Here is a 15,875-nt window from a genome sequence, read left to right as displayed (position 1 = left end):
GGTTTGTTTCACGTGAAACAAAAACATTTATGTTATTTATCGATATTGTTGATGCGGTTGCCTGTACGCAGATCGTGCTGTACGGCAGAGAGCGTACGTTGAAGGTTCTCGATATGGGCGAGGGACGCTTTTTCTTCATCGGACGTTTCGATGATATCGGAGATGCCGCCGTTTTTGATAACGATACGGCGGTCGGCACGAAGGGCGAGGAGTGGATCATGCGTGGAGATGAGGACGATCTTATCGTTTTTCGTCAGGACGGCGAGTGCACGTTCGCGGTCTACGCCTGCGTTTTCGATCTCGTCAATGAGGACGATGGGCGATTCGCTGATATAGGCAGTGTCGGCTATCATCAGTGCACGCGACTGACCGCCTGAGAGCTGTGTGACCTTCGTTTCGCGCGTGAACGGTTCGCCTGCCAGATCGTTTGCTGCGGTAAAGCACGCATCGATAACGGGTGCGCTGTTTTCGATCAGGCGACTTTTGGCGTGCATCTCGAGAAACTCGGCGACGCTGATATCGAGGATAAAGTTCATATTCTGCGACAGCTGGGCGACGAGATGTGTGCCCATGCGGAAGCGTTCTGCGAGCGTGAGCGGTTTGTCGTTGACGAGAACGGTGCGCTTCGTTGGCGTATCACCTTGCGCAAGGCACTCGATATCGGCGAGAAGTCGGCTCTTACCGCTGCCTGTCGGCCCTACAATGGAGATGATCTCGCCTGCGGAAACGGTCAGCGTGACGTTTTCCGCATCACCGCTTTTGTTCTGACCGCCGATAATGGTGATGGTACGGATATCGTCGGTCTTTCGTTTGGCGTAGAGCGCGGTGAGAAAGTCGGCGAGTCGTTCGATGAGCTCGTCTGCCGTCAGGCCGAATTCTTCGAGTTCTTCTTGCGGGATGGCTTTCATGGCAACTGCTATCGTTTCATCTTGCGCAAGGTGGGAGAGGTTATAGTTTGCGAGAAATTCTGCCGTCTGCGGATATTTGGCGGTAATGGCAGAAATGGTCTGTTCGGTGAGTGTCGTTTTGATATCGTTCATCTTATCGGAACTCCATTCGTTTTTGCATACCCATCTGGTACATCGTACCGATGCGCGTTTCGCCCGTGCAGTACGAGCAGACGGCGGCAGGTGTCGTGAAGCGGAGGCGGACACCTTTGAGCGAGGTGATATCGGGTGCTTCTTCGATATATTTTTTGAGGAGGAATGCGCCTTGGCCTGTGATGCCGTTGACGAAAATGACAGTCGCCTTCGCATTCGCCTGCAGGATGTTGTAGCGGAAGATCTCGCGTTCGGCCTGCGATACGATATCACCTTTCGTGACGACGATGATATCGGCGAGCTTGAGCATCGGGCCGATCTTGCGCGGAGTGTGAACGCCTGCGAGGTTGTCGATGACGCAGACGGAGAGAACGCCGTTCAGATGAGGGGAGCATCGGTTGCAGAGCCCTGCGCTCTCGGTGATGAGATAGTCGAAGTTCATTTCTTTTCCCCATGCGAGGCAGTTTTCGATGTTTGTCGCGAGAAAATGGTCGGGACAAAATTTGCCCGCCAGACCGACTTGTATCGGTACGCCTGCTTCTTCGTAGCGTGCTTGGTCGAAGCTTGTCAAGCAATCGAACTTGACAGCGCCTGCCGTCCGTCCGTCTTCGCGCAGACTTTTTATCAATTCGAGGATGACCGATGTCTTGCCCGACGACGGCGGTCCTGCGATGGTAACGAGTTTCATACGGATGCCTCATTTCGTGAAATATTTCTTGCTATCATTATAGCATAGATAGGCAGAGAGTGCGTAAAAAGGGCAAAATCGCGCAATGCTTCCTGACGCTCGATATAAGCGAAGAAAAGGAGAAACAGGATACATCGGTCTAAGGTGTACTAAAAGATGGCTTATATCGAAAATACGGCGGTCGTTTTTTGTGTGCCAAAATCCTGTTTCATACAAAAAAGCCCGCCTTTTCGAAAAAGACGAGCTTTTGTCATGTTTATTTGCCGAGGAGCTGTTTGGCGATACGGACGGCATCGACACCGTCTTCGGCATACGCATCGGCGCCTGCTTCGCATGCGTAGTCTGCCGTGACGACAGCACCGCCGATGATGGTCTGTGCGGTGACGTTTGCTTCTTTGAGCGCGTCAATGGTGCGGTCGATCTCGGTGACGGTCGTCGTCATCAGTGCGCAGAGGCCGACGAGGTCTGCTTGATGTTCTTTTGCGGCAGTGACGACTGTCTGTGCATCGACATCTTTGCCGAGGTCGATGACGGTGAAGCCGCTGTTTTCGAGAAGTGCGGCAACGATATTTTTGCCGAGGTCGTGGATGTCGCCTTTGACGGTGGCGAGTACGACGGTGCCGAGGCTGTCCATCGTAAGGGCGGGAAGCTGACGGCGTATCGTTCGGAAGGCGACGTTCATCGTTTCGGCGGAGAGGAGGACTTGCGGGAGGAAGTATTTGCCTGAGCCGAATTTTTCGCCGACGATGTTCATTGCTTCGGTAAGGCCCTGCTCTGTTATTTCGTTCGGTTCGGTGCCTTCTTCGAGTGCTTTGACGACGAGCGTTTCGGCGAGCTCTTTTTCACCGCGGACGACGGCATCTTTCAGACGGTCGAGCGTTGGGAGCGTGCTTGCGGTCTCTGCCTGTTGAGGTGCGGTCATATCGCTGTGCGATAAGCTGTATTCTCTGCCGCACGGGTCGTAGCCGAGGAGCGCGTTCGAGGCGGCGAGGTGTTCTTTCATTTTCGCATCGTGCGGATTCATGATCGGTGCGTTGAGGCCTGCGGCAAGGCACATCGTGAAGAAGTTGGCGTTGACAGACGGACGGTTCGGAAGGCCGAAAGAAACGTTGCTGAGCCCCATTGTTGTCGGGTGCGGATAGTTTTCGCGATAAAGACGAAGCGTACGGAGCGTTTCGTTTGCCGCGTTCCGGTCGGTGGCAACGGTCATGACGAGTGCGTCGAGGAGGTAATCGTGCTTGCCCAGACCTGCTTTTTTCGCTTCGGTCAATATCGTATCAATAACGGAAATACGCTCCTCTGCCGTCTTGGGGATACCTGCTTCGCTGATGGGGAGGCAGAGGATCGCCGCACCGAATCGTTTCGCCAGTGGAAGGAATGTGCGGATGCGGCCTTCTTCTGCGGTGACGGAGTTGATGAGTGCACGGCCGGGATAGGCTTTGAGCCCTGCTTCGAGTGCGGCCGCATCGCCTGTGTCGATGGCAAGCGGAAGGTCGGTCAGCATGGACAGCTCGCTGATGGCTTTTGCCATCATCGTGGCTTGGTCGATGCCGGGTACGCCCATGTTGACGTCGAGGATGGTTGCGCCTGCTTCGGCCTGTGCGATCGCTTCTTCTTTGACGGAGAGCAGACTGCCTGCGCGGATATCGGCCGCCATCTGTTTGCGCCCTGTCGGATTGATGCGCTCACCGATGAGTACGGGAGCATCGAACGCCGATACGGCTACTGTCTTCGTTCGGCTCGTGAGCATGACTGCCTGTGGCATCGTCGCGGGCGGGATGGGCTTCATATCGCGTACGGCTTCTGCCATCGCGCGGATGTGCGCAGGCGTCGTACCACAGCAGCCGCCGAGGTACGTTGCGCCTGCGTTGATAAGGCGCGGTGCCCATTCGCCCATTTCTTCGGGCGACATCGGAAATACGGTCTTGCCGTTCACCAGGCGCGGAAGGCCTGCGTTCGGCTGGATGCTGATGGGCTTCGTCGTTGCGGCGTGGAGTTTTTCAACGACGGGGAGGAGCTGTGCAGGACCACAGGAGCAGTTCGCGCCGATGACGTCTGCACCCATTGCATCGAGTATCGTTGCGGCAGTCGTCGGATCGGTGCCTGTGACGGTACGACCGTCCTCGCTGTACGACATCTGGCAGATAACGAACATATTCGTGTTATCTTTGACGGCGAGAAGAGCGGCGCGCATCTCCTGAATGTCGATGATCGTTTCGATGAGGATACAGTCTGCGCCTGCTTCTTCCAGGATCATCGCTTGTTCGCGGTAGATGTCGTAGGCTTCGTCGAACGACAGCTCGCCGAGCGGTGCGAGGAACTTGCCTGTCGGACCGAGATCGCCGACGACTTTGACATTGTTGCCTGCTTTTGCCGCTTCGCGTGCAATGGCGACAGCGGCGCGGTTGATCTCTGCTACGCGATCTTCTAATCCGTAGGCGGACAGCTTCTGACGGTTCGCGCCGAACGTGTTCGTATGGAGCCAGGTCGTGCCTGCTTCTACGTATTGACGATGGATATCGAGGACGATATCGGGATGGGTGATGTTATACAGTTCGGGACATTCACCCGGTTTCATACCTGCGGCTTGGAGCATCGTGCCCGTTGCGCCGTCAAACATATGTATCATGGTGTGATCTCCTTTCGAGATGGGCATTTTTGATAGGTGCAAGCGGAGCATCCGTGTGCGAGTGCTTCTGCCTTCTGTGCGCGGAGCGGGATGACTGCCGTGACCGATTTTCGCGGCACGAGCATCGACGATCCTGTGACGGCAATACCAATGCTATCGCCTTCGGATAAGCGCACGATATCGCTTTGTACGGTGATATCCCAGTCGCCGTAGCCGGGGCTGAATCGGAAGGCTGTGAAAAGACCGCGCCGCCGAGCTTCTGCCGTGACCGTGCGATTTAACCAGTCGGCGCAAGCTTCGGTCGCTGTCGTTGCCGCCGCATCCAAAAGAAGTGCGTGGCTGTATTCGCCTGCGGAGAACGCGGTGTCGATAGCCTTTTCGACGGCACTGCCGATCGTGACTGCCATCACGGCGACTTCCTGCGCATCGGCGAGGTGTCGCCTGATTGCGTCGCTCGTGAGGGTAAGACTGCCCGATTCGGCAATGATGGTATGCGTTGTGCTGTTGTACGGATAGTAGTGCACACTGCCTTCTCCTTCTGCGAGCAGGCGCACTGTCTGTATGGCTTCGCGCACTCGCTCGGGCGGAAAGTCGGACGACTTCAGCCCTGCGTATCGGCGCACCGTATGCATATCGAGCGTGGGTATCGGAATACGATATTTCATAGCGTGTCACCTTTTCTTACGGAACGTAATCATCTATAAACAATTCTCTTTCGCGCGGCGAAAAACCTTTGTTTCGCCAAAAGGAATTGATAAATCTTCCTTTTGGGAAGGAATCGCCGATATCTTGTGGAATTAGATAAGTTAGCAAGTTTTTAATAATGAGGTGAACAACTTGGTTAAGGTCATCGCGATAACGAATCAGAAAGGCGGTGTCGGCAAGACGACGACTTCGGTCAACTTGAGTGCTTGTCTGGCAGAGCTCGGCAAAAAAGTCTTACTGATCGATACCGATCCGCAAGGGAACGCAACAAGCGGATTCGGCTGTGATAAAGCTGCGATCAAGCACTCGGTCTACGATGTGCTCGTCAATAACGTCCCGATGGAAGATGCTATCCTTCCGACAAAAATGGACAACCTGAAGATACTCCCCGCGACGATACAGCTCGCAGGTGCGGAAGTAGAGCTCGTTTCGTTCATGTCGCGCGAAACGAAACTCAAACGCGCCCTCGAAACGGTCAAGCATCAGTTCGACTACGTCATCATCGACTGTCCGCCGTCCCTCGGCCTCTTGACGGTCAACTCGCTCACCGCGGCGAATTCTATCATCGTGCCCGTACAATGCGAATACTACGCGCTCGAAGGCTTGTCCCAGCTGATGAATACGGTCGAGCTCGTCAAAAACAATCTCAATCCGACGCTCAAGCTCGACGGTGTCGTATTGACGATGTTCGATGCTCGTACGAACCTGTCTATTCAGGTCGTAGACGAAGTGAAAAAGCATTTCCGTCAAAAAGTATTTCAGACCATCATTCCGCGTAATGTGCGCTTGAGTGAGGCTCCGAGCTACGGTGAGCCGATCATCACGTACGATCCGAAATCGCGCGGTGCACAAGTATATCACGAGCTGGCAAAAGAGGTGGTAGGCGATGCGTAAGACAAAAGGCGGTCTTGGCCGCGGTATCCTCACAGGAGGAAAAGGCATCGGCGCCATCATCTCGGACGAAGTACCGTCGGGCAGTCTGGTCATGATACCGCTTGATGAGATCCGTGCGAATGAGTTTCAGCCGCGTAAGAGCTTCGATGACAGCGCGCTTGCCGAACTCAAAGCGTCCATTGAAGCGTACGGTGTGCTTCAGCCGATCGTTGTGCGTAAAGTCGCAGGCGGATATGAGCTTGCGGCGGGCGAACGTCGTCTGCGCGCGGCGAAGCTGGCAGGCATCAAAGAGATCCCTGCTGTCGTGAAATCGTACGACAACAAAGAAATGTCGGAGATCGCGCTCATCGAGAACCTTCAGCGCGAAGACCTCAACGTGATGGAAGAAGCGACTGCCTACAAGAACCTGATAACAGAATTCGGTTTGACGCAGGAGGAGCTCGCACAGCGTATGGGGCGTTCTCGTTCGTATATCGCCAATGTGATGCGCCTTTTGGCACTTGAACCTACGGTACAGGAGCTTGTTTCACGTGGAACGCTCACGATGGGACAGGTACGTCCTCTCGTCATCATCACAGACGAGGAACTACAGATAAAACTGGCATATCATATCGCAGACAACGGTCTGTCGGCACGTGCGTCGGAAGAACTCGTCAAGCGTGTATTGGAGCGCAAAGATGAGCCTGAAAAGGTAAAGCCGAAAAAAGAGATCTTCCTCACAGAAGCGGAAGACCGTTTAAAATCGGCACTCGGTACGCAGGTCAACATCAGACCCGGCAAGAAAAAAAGCAAGATCGAGATCGAATTCTACTCGGAAGACGAACTGCAAAGGCTGCTTGAGCTTCTTACCGCAGAGCGTAAAGCCAAGAGAACACAAAGAGAATTTCATGTATAAATAAGAGCCGATAAGATGCGTTCTTATCGGCTTTTTCGTAAGCACAGAGAGGAATGGTAGTATGAAAGGAACGATCGTCAACTGTCTGGCGATTGCCGCAGGAAGCGGTCTTGGACTGCTTTTAAAATCGAAAATGTCGCCCAAATATCAAGATACGGTCATGCAAGGCCTCGGCCTCAGCGTCCTCCTCATTGGTCTGACGATGGCCATCAAGACGCAGAATGTCCTCGTCGTCACCATCAGCATGATCATCGGTGCCGTCATCGGCGAGATGCTTGATATCGACGGCAGGCTCAATCGAGCGGGCGAGCGGCTCAGTGCACGGTTCCAATCGTCGGGCGGTTCCATCGGCAAGGCGTTCGTCACGACATCGCTCGTCTACTGCATCGGTGCGATGGCTATCATCGGCTCGCTGCAGGACGGTCTGACAGGTGATGCTTCGACACTCTATGCCAAAGCCATGCTCGACGGAACGGGTGCTGTCATCTTCACCGCCACGCTCGGCGTCGGCGTGATCTTGTCTATCATTCCTGTATTTCTTTATCAAGGCGGTATCACGCTTCTCGCCACATGGGTAGCACCGTATCTGACAGACGCTGTCATCTGCGAAGTGACGGCTGTCGGTGGACTTCTCATCCTTGGTATCGGCCTGATGCTTCTTAATATCAGCAAAATAAAGATCGCCAATCTCCTGCCTGCCGTACTCGTCGCAGGTATCTTATGCTCATGGGGGATATTATAAGACGGCCTTCGGGTCGTCTTTTTTGTATACAAAAACAAGTATTAAGATATACAAAAATAAACAAAAAAAGGGTTAAAAGGAAATAAAAGGATAAAAGCTTGACAAATTCGGAAAATCGTATATAATAGATGGCAACTCTTGAAAACAAGTGAGGTGATGAACCCGCATGGTAAATGAAAAAGAGCAGAATCGTGTTACACTTATGATGATCTCGGACGGCAAGACGAAAGAGTACAGTCTGTCGAAACGAATGATGCAAGGTCTTGTCGGTATCGTCGGACTCATCATAGTAGGTATGCTGGCCATGCTTGTGCAAGTGGGTATCAACGGACAGCTCAGCAGTTCGGACAAAGCCGAGCTCGAGGCGCTCCGTGCAAAGAATATAGAACAACAAGAGCAGATCAATGTGTTGGCTCAAAAGGCGAACGATCTGCAGGCTGATGTCAACAGAATACATGCGCTCGAAGCAGAGATGCGCCAATTGACGAACACACCGACGAGCGATGCTGTATCGCGTTCGGGTCTTCGTCGTCCGAATGTGTCGTTTCCATCGTTTTTGACGGGAGCCGATGTAAATAGTGTCGGTGACAGTATGAGTGCCATCGAGTACGACTTGAAGTCGAGCGAAACGAATCTCAAAGAGATGCATTCTGTCTTGGAAGAGCGATACAATATGCAGGTCAAGCGTCCGAAAGGGGTGCCTGCACGCGGTCAGATATCGTCGCATTACGGCTCACGTTGGGGCAGACTTCATGCAGGTCTTGACGTTGCCAACAGCGTTGGTACACCGATCGTTGCCACGGCAGCAGGTGTCGTTACGATGAGCGAGTGGCACGGTGCTTACGGCTACTGCGTCACCGTCGATCACGGCAATGGTATCAAAACACTCTACGGACATTGTCAGAAGCTCCTTGTTCCGAAGGGAGCAAAAGTAAAAAAAGGTCAGAAGATCGCGACGATGGGCAATACGGGCAGAAGTACAGGCCCGCATGTTCATTATGAAGTTATCGTCAACGGCAGACCGGTCAATCCGGCAAGCTATCTGTAAGTACCAAAAGACACCGATATTCGGTGTCTTTTTATGTTGATGCGGGAAGGACTGCCGACAGCGCAGTCGCGAGCTGTGACGCCATATGTGATACAAGACCAAGACGTGCCGATTGGAGCGTGTGATAATCGTATGCTCCGCTTGCTCCGACGATGCCTGTTACGGCGAGGTCGCCGATAGAAGGAAGGTCCTCCGTAAATGCGGCGGCAGGGCGGATACTGCCGCGACGGACACGAATGTTGCCGATATGCTCTCTGCTGCCGAGGCTTGCGTCGATGGCGATGATATACGGGTCGACGAATCGGTCACAGAGAAAAGATGTCTTGGCGACGAAGTTTTGGCGATGGATCGGGTGGAGCAGGGTGCCGTAGATGTAGGGATACCGCGTACTGCTTTCGAGCAGACTGCCTGTGAACGGGCCGAACGAATCGCCCGTCGAGCGGTCGGTGCCGATACAGACGACGAGAATATCTCTGCCTGCCTGTATGGGTACGGTCAAGTATGTGCGAAGCGATTCGGTGAGTGTATGGGTCGTATCGAGCATGGCGGTCTCCTTATCGGTTTTTGGTCTAGTATATTGGGAGGAAGGCATAATTATTCCTCATACATAAGATAACAAATGTAAGGACAGACTTGACAAAGAAGCGATCAGCACGTACAGTAATCTTACTGAAAGAATATGATATGAATAAAGAGGATATACAGAAAGGAGGAGAAGGGTGCTCAGTCATGAAGAAAAACTAAAACGATCGGCGGCAACGATGTCTATCGTGTCGAATACGACGCTGATGCTGTTTAAGCTCGTCGTTGGGTTCTATGTCGGTGCCGTCAGTATCATCTCAGAGGCGATCCATTCGGCAGTCGATCTCATCGCGGCCGTTATCGCCTATTATGCCGTGCGCACGTCCTCAAAGCCTCCTGACGGCCATCACACATACGGTCATGGTAAGTTGGAGAACCTGTCGGGTGTCGTAGAAGCACTCCTCATTGTCGGTGCGGCCATCTGGATCATCATCGAAGCTGCCGAAAAGCTCGGCTCGGCCGAGATGCCGACCTACCTATCGTACGGTATCTGGGTCATGGGTATTTCTATCATCGTCAACTTGTTCGTATCTGAGCGACTGATGCGTGTCGCACGTAAGACCGACTCGCAGGCTCTCGAAGCCGATGCGCTCCATCTTCGCGCAGATGTCTGGACATCGGGCGGTGTCCTTGTCGGACTTGTCCTCATGGAGATCACGGGCATGGCATGGATAGACCCTGTTATGGCGATCATCGTAGCGGGTATCATCTTCCGCGCAGGATATAAGATGACGGTCAAAAGTGCCAATGACCTCACCGACCATGCGCTTCCTCCCGAAGAGGAAGGTATCATCGTCGGTATCTTAGACCGCCACGAAGCTGTACAGGAATATCATTATCTGCGTACGCGCAAGTCGGGCAACTATCGTTTTATCGACGTACACATCGTCATGGACAAAAACATGACGCTCGAAAAGGCACACCGTGTCAGCGAGCAGATAGAAGACCTTGTCAAGAAGAAGCTCTCTCCGTGTAATATTATCATCCATATGGAGCCGACAGGCGAAGAAAAGACACCGCGGAAACGTTGATCACACGTTTCGCGGTGTCTTTTCGTTTGGTGAGGGTGGTGCGGGCGGAGCAGGGCAGGGGTAAGAGCAGTCGTCTTTGAGCGCAGGGGAGGGAGGAAAACAAGGCTCACGCTCGCAAAGAAGTGCAAGCAGGCGGCGAAGCACTTCTATCTCGATGATCTCCTCAACGGTCTTTTCGTTGAGTGGGTCTTGCGCCAAGCTGAACATATCGATGGGCGCACACGTTACGCTGAGAAATTCGGCAAGGAACCGTACCTTACAGCACAGAAGTTCGTGCAGGATATCAATGAGCGTTCCTGCACGGTCATAGCGGCAGACAGCACGCTCGTATATTTCACGTGGAACACCGTGCATGCGCGATATCTCTTCCGCGCTGCCGACGAGAAGACGATACGAGCTGACGATGGCAGAATACTGCGGTACGATACCGTTGATATCGGCGATGATCGTATCGAGAATAGGCGATGCCATAGATGCGCCCTCCTTTTTGCGGATATATCCTTCACATTTTATGCGAAAAATGACAGTATCGCGCCGATAAAAACAGGATTTTCTCAAAGAAGATAGTATTATATATGAAATGTAGACTGACAAGAACGGAGGAAAACGCTCGATGAAAAGTGTACAATATGCAGTCGGAGATATCGTTCGCATGAAGAAAAAACATCCGTGCGGCTCGGATGCGTGGGAGATCACGCGCGTCGGTATGGACTTCGGTTTAAAATGCGTCGGTTGTGGCCGCTGGGTCATGATCCCACGCGTCAAATTCGAAAAGGCCGTACGTGAGATCATTCAGCAAAAATCGGCAGAGCAGCATAAAAACGAACCTTGCACAAACGAAGAAGATTCGGTACAATAGAAAAGATAGACTAACGTATATACAAAAACCATGAAATAAGGAGTTTTCACAATATGAGCAACTTAGAAGTCGGTATCGTAGGACTTCCCAACGTAGGAAAAAGCACACTGTTTAACGCTATTACCAAAGCAGGCGCAGAAGCGGCCAACTATCCGTTCTGCACCATCGAGCCGAATGTCGGTGTCGTAGACGTTCCCGACCATCGTCTTCAGAAACTTGAAGAAATGTATAAAACGAAACGCACCGTTCCCGCATCGGTACGCTTTGTTGATATCGCAGGTCTTGTAAAAGGTGCTGCACAGGGCGAAGGCCTCGGCAACAAATTCCTTGCACACATCCGTCAAGTAGACGCCGTCGCACAGGTCGTACGCTGCTTCGAAGACAGCAACATCACCCACGTAGAAGGCGGTCTTGATCCGCTCCGCGATATCGAGATCATCAATACAGAGCTTTGCCTTGCCGACCTCGAAACGGTCGAAAGACGTGCAGAACGTGTACAGAAGCTTGCAAAAAGCGGCGACAAAACAGCTCGCATGGAGCAAGAACTTCTTGCAAGACTTGCCGAAGTACTCGGTGAAGCACTTCCTGCGCGCCGCGTAGAGATGAACGAAATCGAAGCAGAGCTTATCAAAGACCTCAACCTCCTTACGCTCAAACCGATCCTCTACATCGCAAACGTAGGTGAAGACGAAGTCGCTGATGGTCACAACAACCCGCACGTACAGAAAGTAGCGCAGTATGCGGCAGAAGAAAAAGCAGAAGTCATCGTCATCTCTGCCAAAGTAGAATCCGAAATTGCAGAACTCGATGCCGAAGATGCCAAAGAATTCCTCGCGGAACTCGGTCTTGACGAATCGGGTCTTGATAAACTTATCAAAGCATCGTTCAAACTCCTCGGCCTTATCACTTTCCTTACGGCAGGCGTACAGGAAGTCCGCGCATGGACGATCCGTCAGGGTACGAAAGCACCGCAGGCGGGCGGTAAGATCCACAGTGATATCGAACGCGGCTTCATCCGTGCAGAGATCGTATCGTACGATGCCCTCATGGAAGCAGGCAGCCACGCGGCCGCTCGCGAAAAAGGTCAGGTTCGCCTCGAAGGCAAAGAATACGTCATGCAGGACGGCGACGTCACGTATTTCCGCTTCAACGTATAATGCCATAGTGAATATAGGGCAGCTCTCTCGGCAGGGCTGTCTTTTTTTGGTTTATGATAGTATTGTGGTAAATACAGGAAGAAGTATGATATAATTAAACATTAAATCAGATGAATTTTTGGTGACAGAACACCGTGCATGCCGAGGTATCCATAGTAACGAACAGAGAAAAGAGAGTGAATGCTTCATGAAGAATATAGCAGTCATATTAGCCGGTGGCGTGGGAAGCAGATTGGGTCTTGATAAGCCCAAGCAGTTTATGAAAATGGCAGGCAAAACGATACTGGAGCATACGGTAGAAGTGTTTCAGAAACACGACAAGATAGATGAGATCGTGATCGTTATGAATGCGGCCTATCTTCATGTTGCCGAGGATATGGTATTACACAATCATTGGACGAAAGTAGAAGATCTTAAACGGCGGCTCCGAGCGATATGAGAGCAGTCTTGTTGCGATAAAAGCGTACCAAGACACAGCGACGAAAGATGTCAACCTCATTTTCCATGATGCAGTCAGACCAATGGTAAGCAAACGGATCATTGACGAAACGATCGCCGCACTCGATCGCTATGAAGCAGTCGATGTTGCGATACCGTCTGCCGACACCATCATCAAACTCGATGAAACGAAACAGTATATTGCAGAAATTCCAAACCGTGCGTATTTAAATCGCGGACAGACGCCGCAAGCCTTCAAGTACAAGACGATACGCGATGCGTATGACCTTGCTTTGCGCGATCCCGATATGCAAACGACGGATGACTGCGGTATCGTGAAGAAATATCTGCCGGAAACAAAGGTATATGTCGTAAAAGGCGAGGAACAGAACGTCAAACTGACATATCCCGAAGATATCTATGTGCTCGATAAACTGTTCCAGATAAAATGTACGGAGCCTGATATTGATGCAGACTTCTCCGAACTAAACGGAAAAGTCATGGTCGTATTCGGCGGAAACAGCGGTATCGGCCTCGATATGGTGAAGCTTGCAGAAACGCACGGTGCGAAATGCTATGCCTTTTCGCGCTCGGCAACGAATACCGATATCTCCAAGGCAGGCGATATCAAAGAGGCGCTGCGCTGTGTATATGACAAAGAACACCGCATCGACTATGTCGTCAACTCTGCCGCCATCCTCAATAAAGAACCGATCATGCACCTGACGGGCGATACCATCGATCAAATTATCGACATCAACTATAAAGGTATGGTCAATGTAACGGTAGCATCATATGAGTATATCCGCGAAAGTCACGGTCAGATATTGCATTTTACCTCAAGCTCGTATACTAGGGGCAGAGCGAACTATGCGCTGTATTCTTCGACCAAATCGGCAGTCGTAAACTTCGTACAGGCCATTGCCGAAGAATGGCAGAAAGAGCATATCAGGATCAACTGCATCAATCCGCAAAGAACGAAAACGCCGATGAGAACGGCCAACTTCGGCATCGAGCCGGACGATACGCTTCTGCGATCGGAAGATGTAGCAGAGATATCGCTGAAAACATTGTTGAGTGATTTCAGCGGTGAAGTTGTTGACATCAAGATCAAATGATAAGAAAAATGGGTATGGGGAAACTGCTGTCGGTGGTTTCCCTTTCTCAAAATAATGGCAGTAAGGTGAGTGAACCATGAGTTTCAAGAAGTTTAGCAGGTGGCTTTTTTCGATAGCCAACAAGGCGGACGGCAAATGCGTTGTCGTATGCGGGAAACCTATCTATACGATCAACCGATATAAAAAAGTAAACGAGATGTGCCTTCGTACACCGATACAGCCCAATAAGATCGTAGTCAACAATTACAGAGGATTGAATCTGTACGGCTGCCATCCCAAGTATATCCTCGAAGAGATATTCAAACGGCAATTGCCGTATGAGATCGTTTGGCTCCTCAGAGATATCGAGAAAGCAGACACCTCTTGTTTCCCGCCGCAGGTCAGACTGGTCGACTATCAGAGCGAAGATGCCATCAGAGAATTGGCACAGGCCAGACTGCTTATCAGCAATGCCGCAACGAGCGACTTTATCAAACGCGGATGGCGTAAAAAAGATGACCAGTTCTATATTCAGACGTGGCACGGCTCGCTTGGTATCAAACGAACAGGCCGCGACGAACACGGTAAAGGCGGTGCCGACAAGAACGTCGGAGAATCGCTGGAAGATGTAGACGCACGATACATCAATGTATTGGTATCGAACAGTACGTTCGAAGACGATATGTTTCGATCGGTATTTCGCAGAGATGATGACATCATCATGAAAGTCGGTCACGCGCGTAATGACATCTTCTTCGAAGGTGAAGAAACGTATGCACGCATCAAACAAAAAGTAAGCGAAACGTATGGCGTCACGGGCAAAAAATTCGTTCTGTATGTCCCAACGTTCCGCGATGACTTCAGCTTAGACTGCTATGCCTTAGACGTCGACAGACTCCTTGATGCACTCGGCAAACGATTCGGCGGTGAATTTGTCCTGCTGACCAGAATGCATCCATATTTGAAAGGAAAGGACAAAGACCTCTTCCGATCTGCGGGGCAAGTCATCAATACGACAGAATATCCCGATATCCAAGAACTACTCGTCGCAAGCGATGTCGTCATCACCGACTACTCCAGCTGTATCTTCGACTATATGCTGGGCAGACGACCGGGCTTTGTCTTTGCGACAGATCTCGAAAAATATAACACCGAACGCGGTTTTTATTACCCCATCGAAGAAACACCGTTCCCCATCGCCGAGAACAATCAACAAATGATAGACAATATCTTGTCGTTCGATGACGAGAGATATCAAAAAGAGATCGACAGATTCCTCGTTGACAGAGGATGTGTCGAGCGTGGAGATGCAACGATGCGCGTTGTTGATCTGATAGAAGATGTCATGTCGGGAAGAAATAAATAAAATTGACCATTTGACATATTGACTTTTTGACTAATAGAAGATATAATAAAGATGCGATGCAAAACAGATGCGGTATAGAGAGAGCCGTGTCTGTTGAGTCCAACTTCCTCCCCCCCTAATAAGTCCTACCAAGCGTAGGGCTTTTTTGCTTTTAACTTATTGACAATGAGAATCAAAATCGTTATACTAAGACTAGGTTCGTTGCAAGATATTGGCTTGGTAACGAGATAAAGAGGGCCATGAGCTCCGTGATAGGCGAGATATGCCTTGTCGCGGGGCTTTTTTTGAATCTTGTATTGAGAATAATTATCATTAAGTAAAGGCGGTTTGATTGATGGAAGGCTATGGAATTCTTGATTGGTTTGTGAAGGGTGGCATCGTAATGTACCCGCTGCTCTTTTGTTCGTTGCTTGTGGTGGCGATCGCAGTAGAGCGGTTCCGCTATTATGAGAAGGATGCGAAGGAAGGCCGCAGGGTGTGCCATGAGATGATGAAGCATATCGATGCGAACGAGTGGGAGAAGGCAGGCGAGGTGTGTGCCGAGTCGCAGAGTGCGGCAGGCAGGATCTTGGCTTCGGGCATCTGTTCGTATACGGATGTTCATGTGATGCGTGATTCGTTCGAGGATAGGACGTCGCTTGAGGCGGCGAGATTGAAAAAGAATCTCGGTTATCTCGATACGGTCGTGACGATGGCTCCTATTC

General features: G+C 51.3%; 17 protein-coding genes. 11 read left to right on the top strand and 6 right to left on the bottom strand.

The features are described 5' to 3' along the window. Positions 1–32: 32 nt before the first annotated feature. The 4 genes from IJN28_07945 to IJN28_07930 form a co-directional block, all read right to left on the bottom strand. On the bottom strand, positions 33–1,040 hold the full coding sequence (locus IJN28_07945) for an ATP-binding cassette domain-containing protein (protein ID MBQ6713698.1): 1,008 nt from the start codon (positions 1,038–1,040) through the stop codon (positions 33–35). 1 nt (position 1,041) lies between these two features. Continuing rightward, on the bottom strand, positions 1,042–1,728 hold the full coding sequence (locus IJN28_07940; GenBank protein ID MBQ6713697.1) for a hypothetical protein: 687 nt from the start codon (positions 1,726–1,728) through the stop codon (positions 1,042–1,044). A 256-nt stretch (positions 1,729–1,984) separates the two neighbouring features. Further along, positions 1,985–4,357 carry a homocysteine S-methyltransferase family protein gene (locus IJN28_07935; GenBank protein ID MBQ6713696.1) on the bottom strand — a complete coding sequence of 791 codons (2,373 nt, stop codon included), beginning with the start codon at positions 4,355–4,357 and terminating at the stop codon, positions 1,985–1,987. Continuing rightward, the gene (locus tag IJN28_07930) at positions 4,354–5,022 is read right to left on the bottom strand and encodes a methionine synthase (protein ID MBQ6713695.1); all 669 of its coding nucleotides are present in this window, start codon (positions 5,020–5,022) and stop codon (positions 4,354–4,356) included. The genes IJN28_07935 and IJN28_07930 overlap by 4 nt, the downstream gene beginning before the upstream one ends. A gap of 172 nt (positions 5,023–5,194) precedes the next feature. Between IJN28_07930 and IJN28_07925 the strand changes: the two genes are divergently transcribed. The 4 genes from IJN28_07925 to IJN28_07910 all read left to right on the top strand — a co-directional run bounded on the left by IJN28_07925 (position 5,195) and on the right by IJN28_07910 (position 8,641). Further along, positions 5,195–5,956 carry a ParA family protein gene (locus tag IJN28_07925; GenBank protein ID MBQ6713694.1) on the top strand — a complete coding sequence of 254 codons (762 nt, stop codon included), beginning with the start codon at positions 5,195–5,197 and terminating at the stop codon, positions 5,954–5,956. After that, positions 5,949–6,851 (top strand): ParB/RepB/Spo0J family partition protein, encoded by a 903-nt coding sequence (locus IJN28_07920; GenBank protein MBQ6713693.1) that lies wholly within the window; start codon positions 5,949–5,951, stop codon positions 6,849–6,851. The genes IJN28_07925 and IJN28_07920 overlap by 8 nt, the downstream gene beginning before the upstream one ends. A 61-nt stretch (positions 6,852–6,912) precedes the next feature. Beyond that, entirely contained in the window at positions 6,913–7,593 is a 681-nt protein-coding gene (locus IJN28_07915) for a DUF554 domain-containing protein (protein ID MBQ6713692.1), read from the top strand. A 166-nt stretch (positions 7,594–7,759) separates the two neighbouring features. Next, positions 7,760–8,641, top strand: a complete 882-nt coding sequence (locus IJN28_07910; protein MBQ6713691.1) for a peptidoglycan DD-metalloendopeptidase family protein — start codon at positions 7,760–7,762, stop codon at positions 8,639–8,641. Between the two features lie 31 nt (positions 8,642–8,672). On the opposite strand, the gene yyaC is transcribed toward IJN28_07910, so the two are convergent. Beyond that, on the bottom strand, positions 8,673–9,185 hold the full coding sequence (gene yyaC, locus IJN28_07905; protein ID MBQ6713690.1) for a spore protease YyaC: 513 nt from the start codon (positions 9,183–9,185) through the stop codon (positions 8,673–8,675). Between the two features lie 217 nt (positions 9,186–9,402). Here yyaC and IJN28_07900 point away from each other — a divergent pair, with 217 nt between their 5' ends. After that, a complete protein-coding gene (locus IJN28_07900; protein MBQ6713689.1) occupies positions 9,403–10,254 on the top strand; it encodes a cation transporter in 852 nt (283 codons plus the stop codon). Here the strand turns inward: IJN28_07900 and IJN28_07895 are convergent, their stop codons facing one another. Continuing rightward, positions 10,255–10,725 carry a hypothetical protein gene (locus tag IJN28_07895; GenBank protein ID MBQ6713688.1) on the bottom strand — a complete coding sequence of 157 codons (471 nt, stop codon included), beginning with the start codon at positions 10,723–10,725 and terminating at the stop codon, positions 10,255–10,257. A 142-nt stretch (positions 10,726–10,867) separates the two neighbouring features. Here IJN28_07895 and IJN28_07890 point away from each other — a divergent pair, with 142 nt between their 5' ends. From IJN28_07890 to IJN28_07865, 6 genes are all read left to right on the top strand, one after another. Continuing rightward, positions 10,868–11,113 (top strand): DUF951 domain-containing protein, encoded by a 246-nt coding sequence (locus tag IJN28_07890; protein ID MBQ6713687.1) that lies wholly within the window; start codon positions 10,868–10,870, stop codon positions 11,111–11,113. A gap of 53 nt (positions 11,114–11,166) precedes the next feature. Next, the gene (ychF, locus tag IJN28_07885; protein MBQ6713686.1) at positions 11,167–12,270 is read left to right on the top strand and encodes a redox-regulated ATPase YchF; all 1,104 of its coding nucleotides are present in this window, start codon (positions 11,167–11,169) and stop codon (positions 12,268–12,270) included. Between the two features lie 187 nt (positions 12,271–12,457). After that, on the top strand, positions 12,458–12,709 hold the full coding sequence (locus IJN28_07880) for a 2-C-methyl-D-erythritol 4-phosphate cytidylyltransferase (GenBank protein ID MBQ6713685.1): 252 nt from the start codon (positions 12,458–12,460) through the stop codon (positions 12,707–12,709). Between the two features lie 82 nt (positions 12,710–12,791). Then, positions 12,792–13,826: an SDR family NAD(P)-dependent oxidoreductase gene (locus IJN28_07875; protein ID MBQ6713684.1), complete on the top strand. Its 1,035-nt coding sequence runs from the start codon at positions 12,792–12,794 to the stop codon at positions 13,824–13,826. Between the two features lie 76 nt (positions 13,827–13,902). Further along, positions 13,903–15,171, top strand: coding sequence for a CDP-glycerol glycerophosphotransferase family protein (locus tag IJN28_07870; GenBank protein MBQ6713683.1), 1,269 nt, complete (start codon positions 13,903–13,905; stop codon positions 15,169–15,171). A gap of 334 nt (positions 15,172–15,505) precedes the next feature. Next, positions 15,506–15,875, top strand: a 370-nt coding sequence (locus tag IJN28_07865) for a MotA/TolQ/ExbB proton channel family protein (protein ID MBQ6713682.1), incomplete at its 3' end; no start/stop codon positions are given.

It is taken from the genome of Selenomonadales bacterium, assembly GCA_017442105.1.
Classification (GTDB): domain Bacteria; phylum Bacillota; class Negativicutes; order RGIG982; family RGIG982; genus RGIG982.
This window is presented reverse-complemented; position numbering and strand designations above follow the sequence as displayed.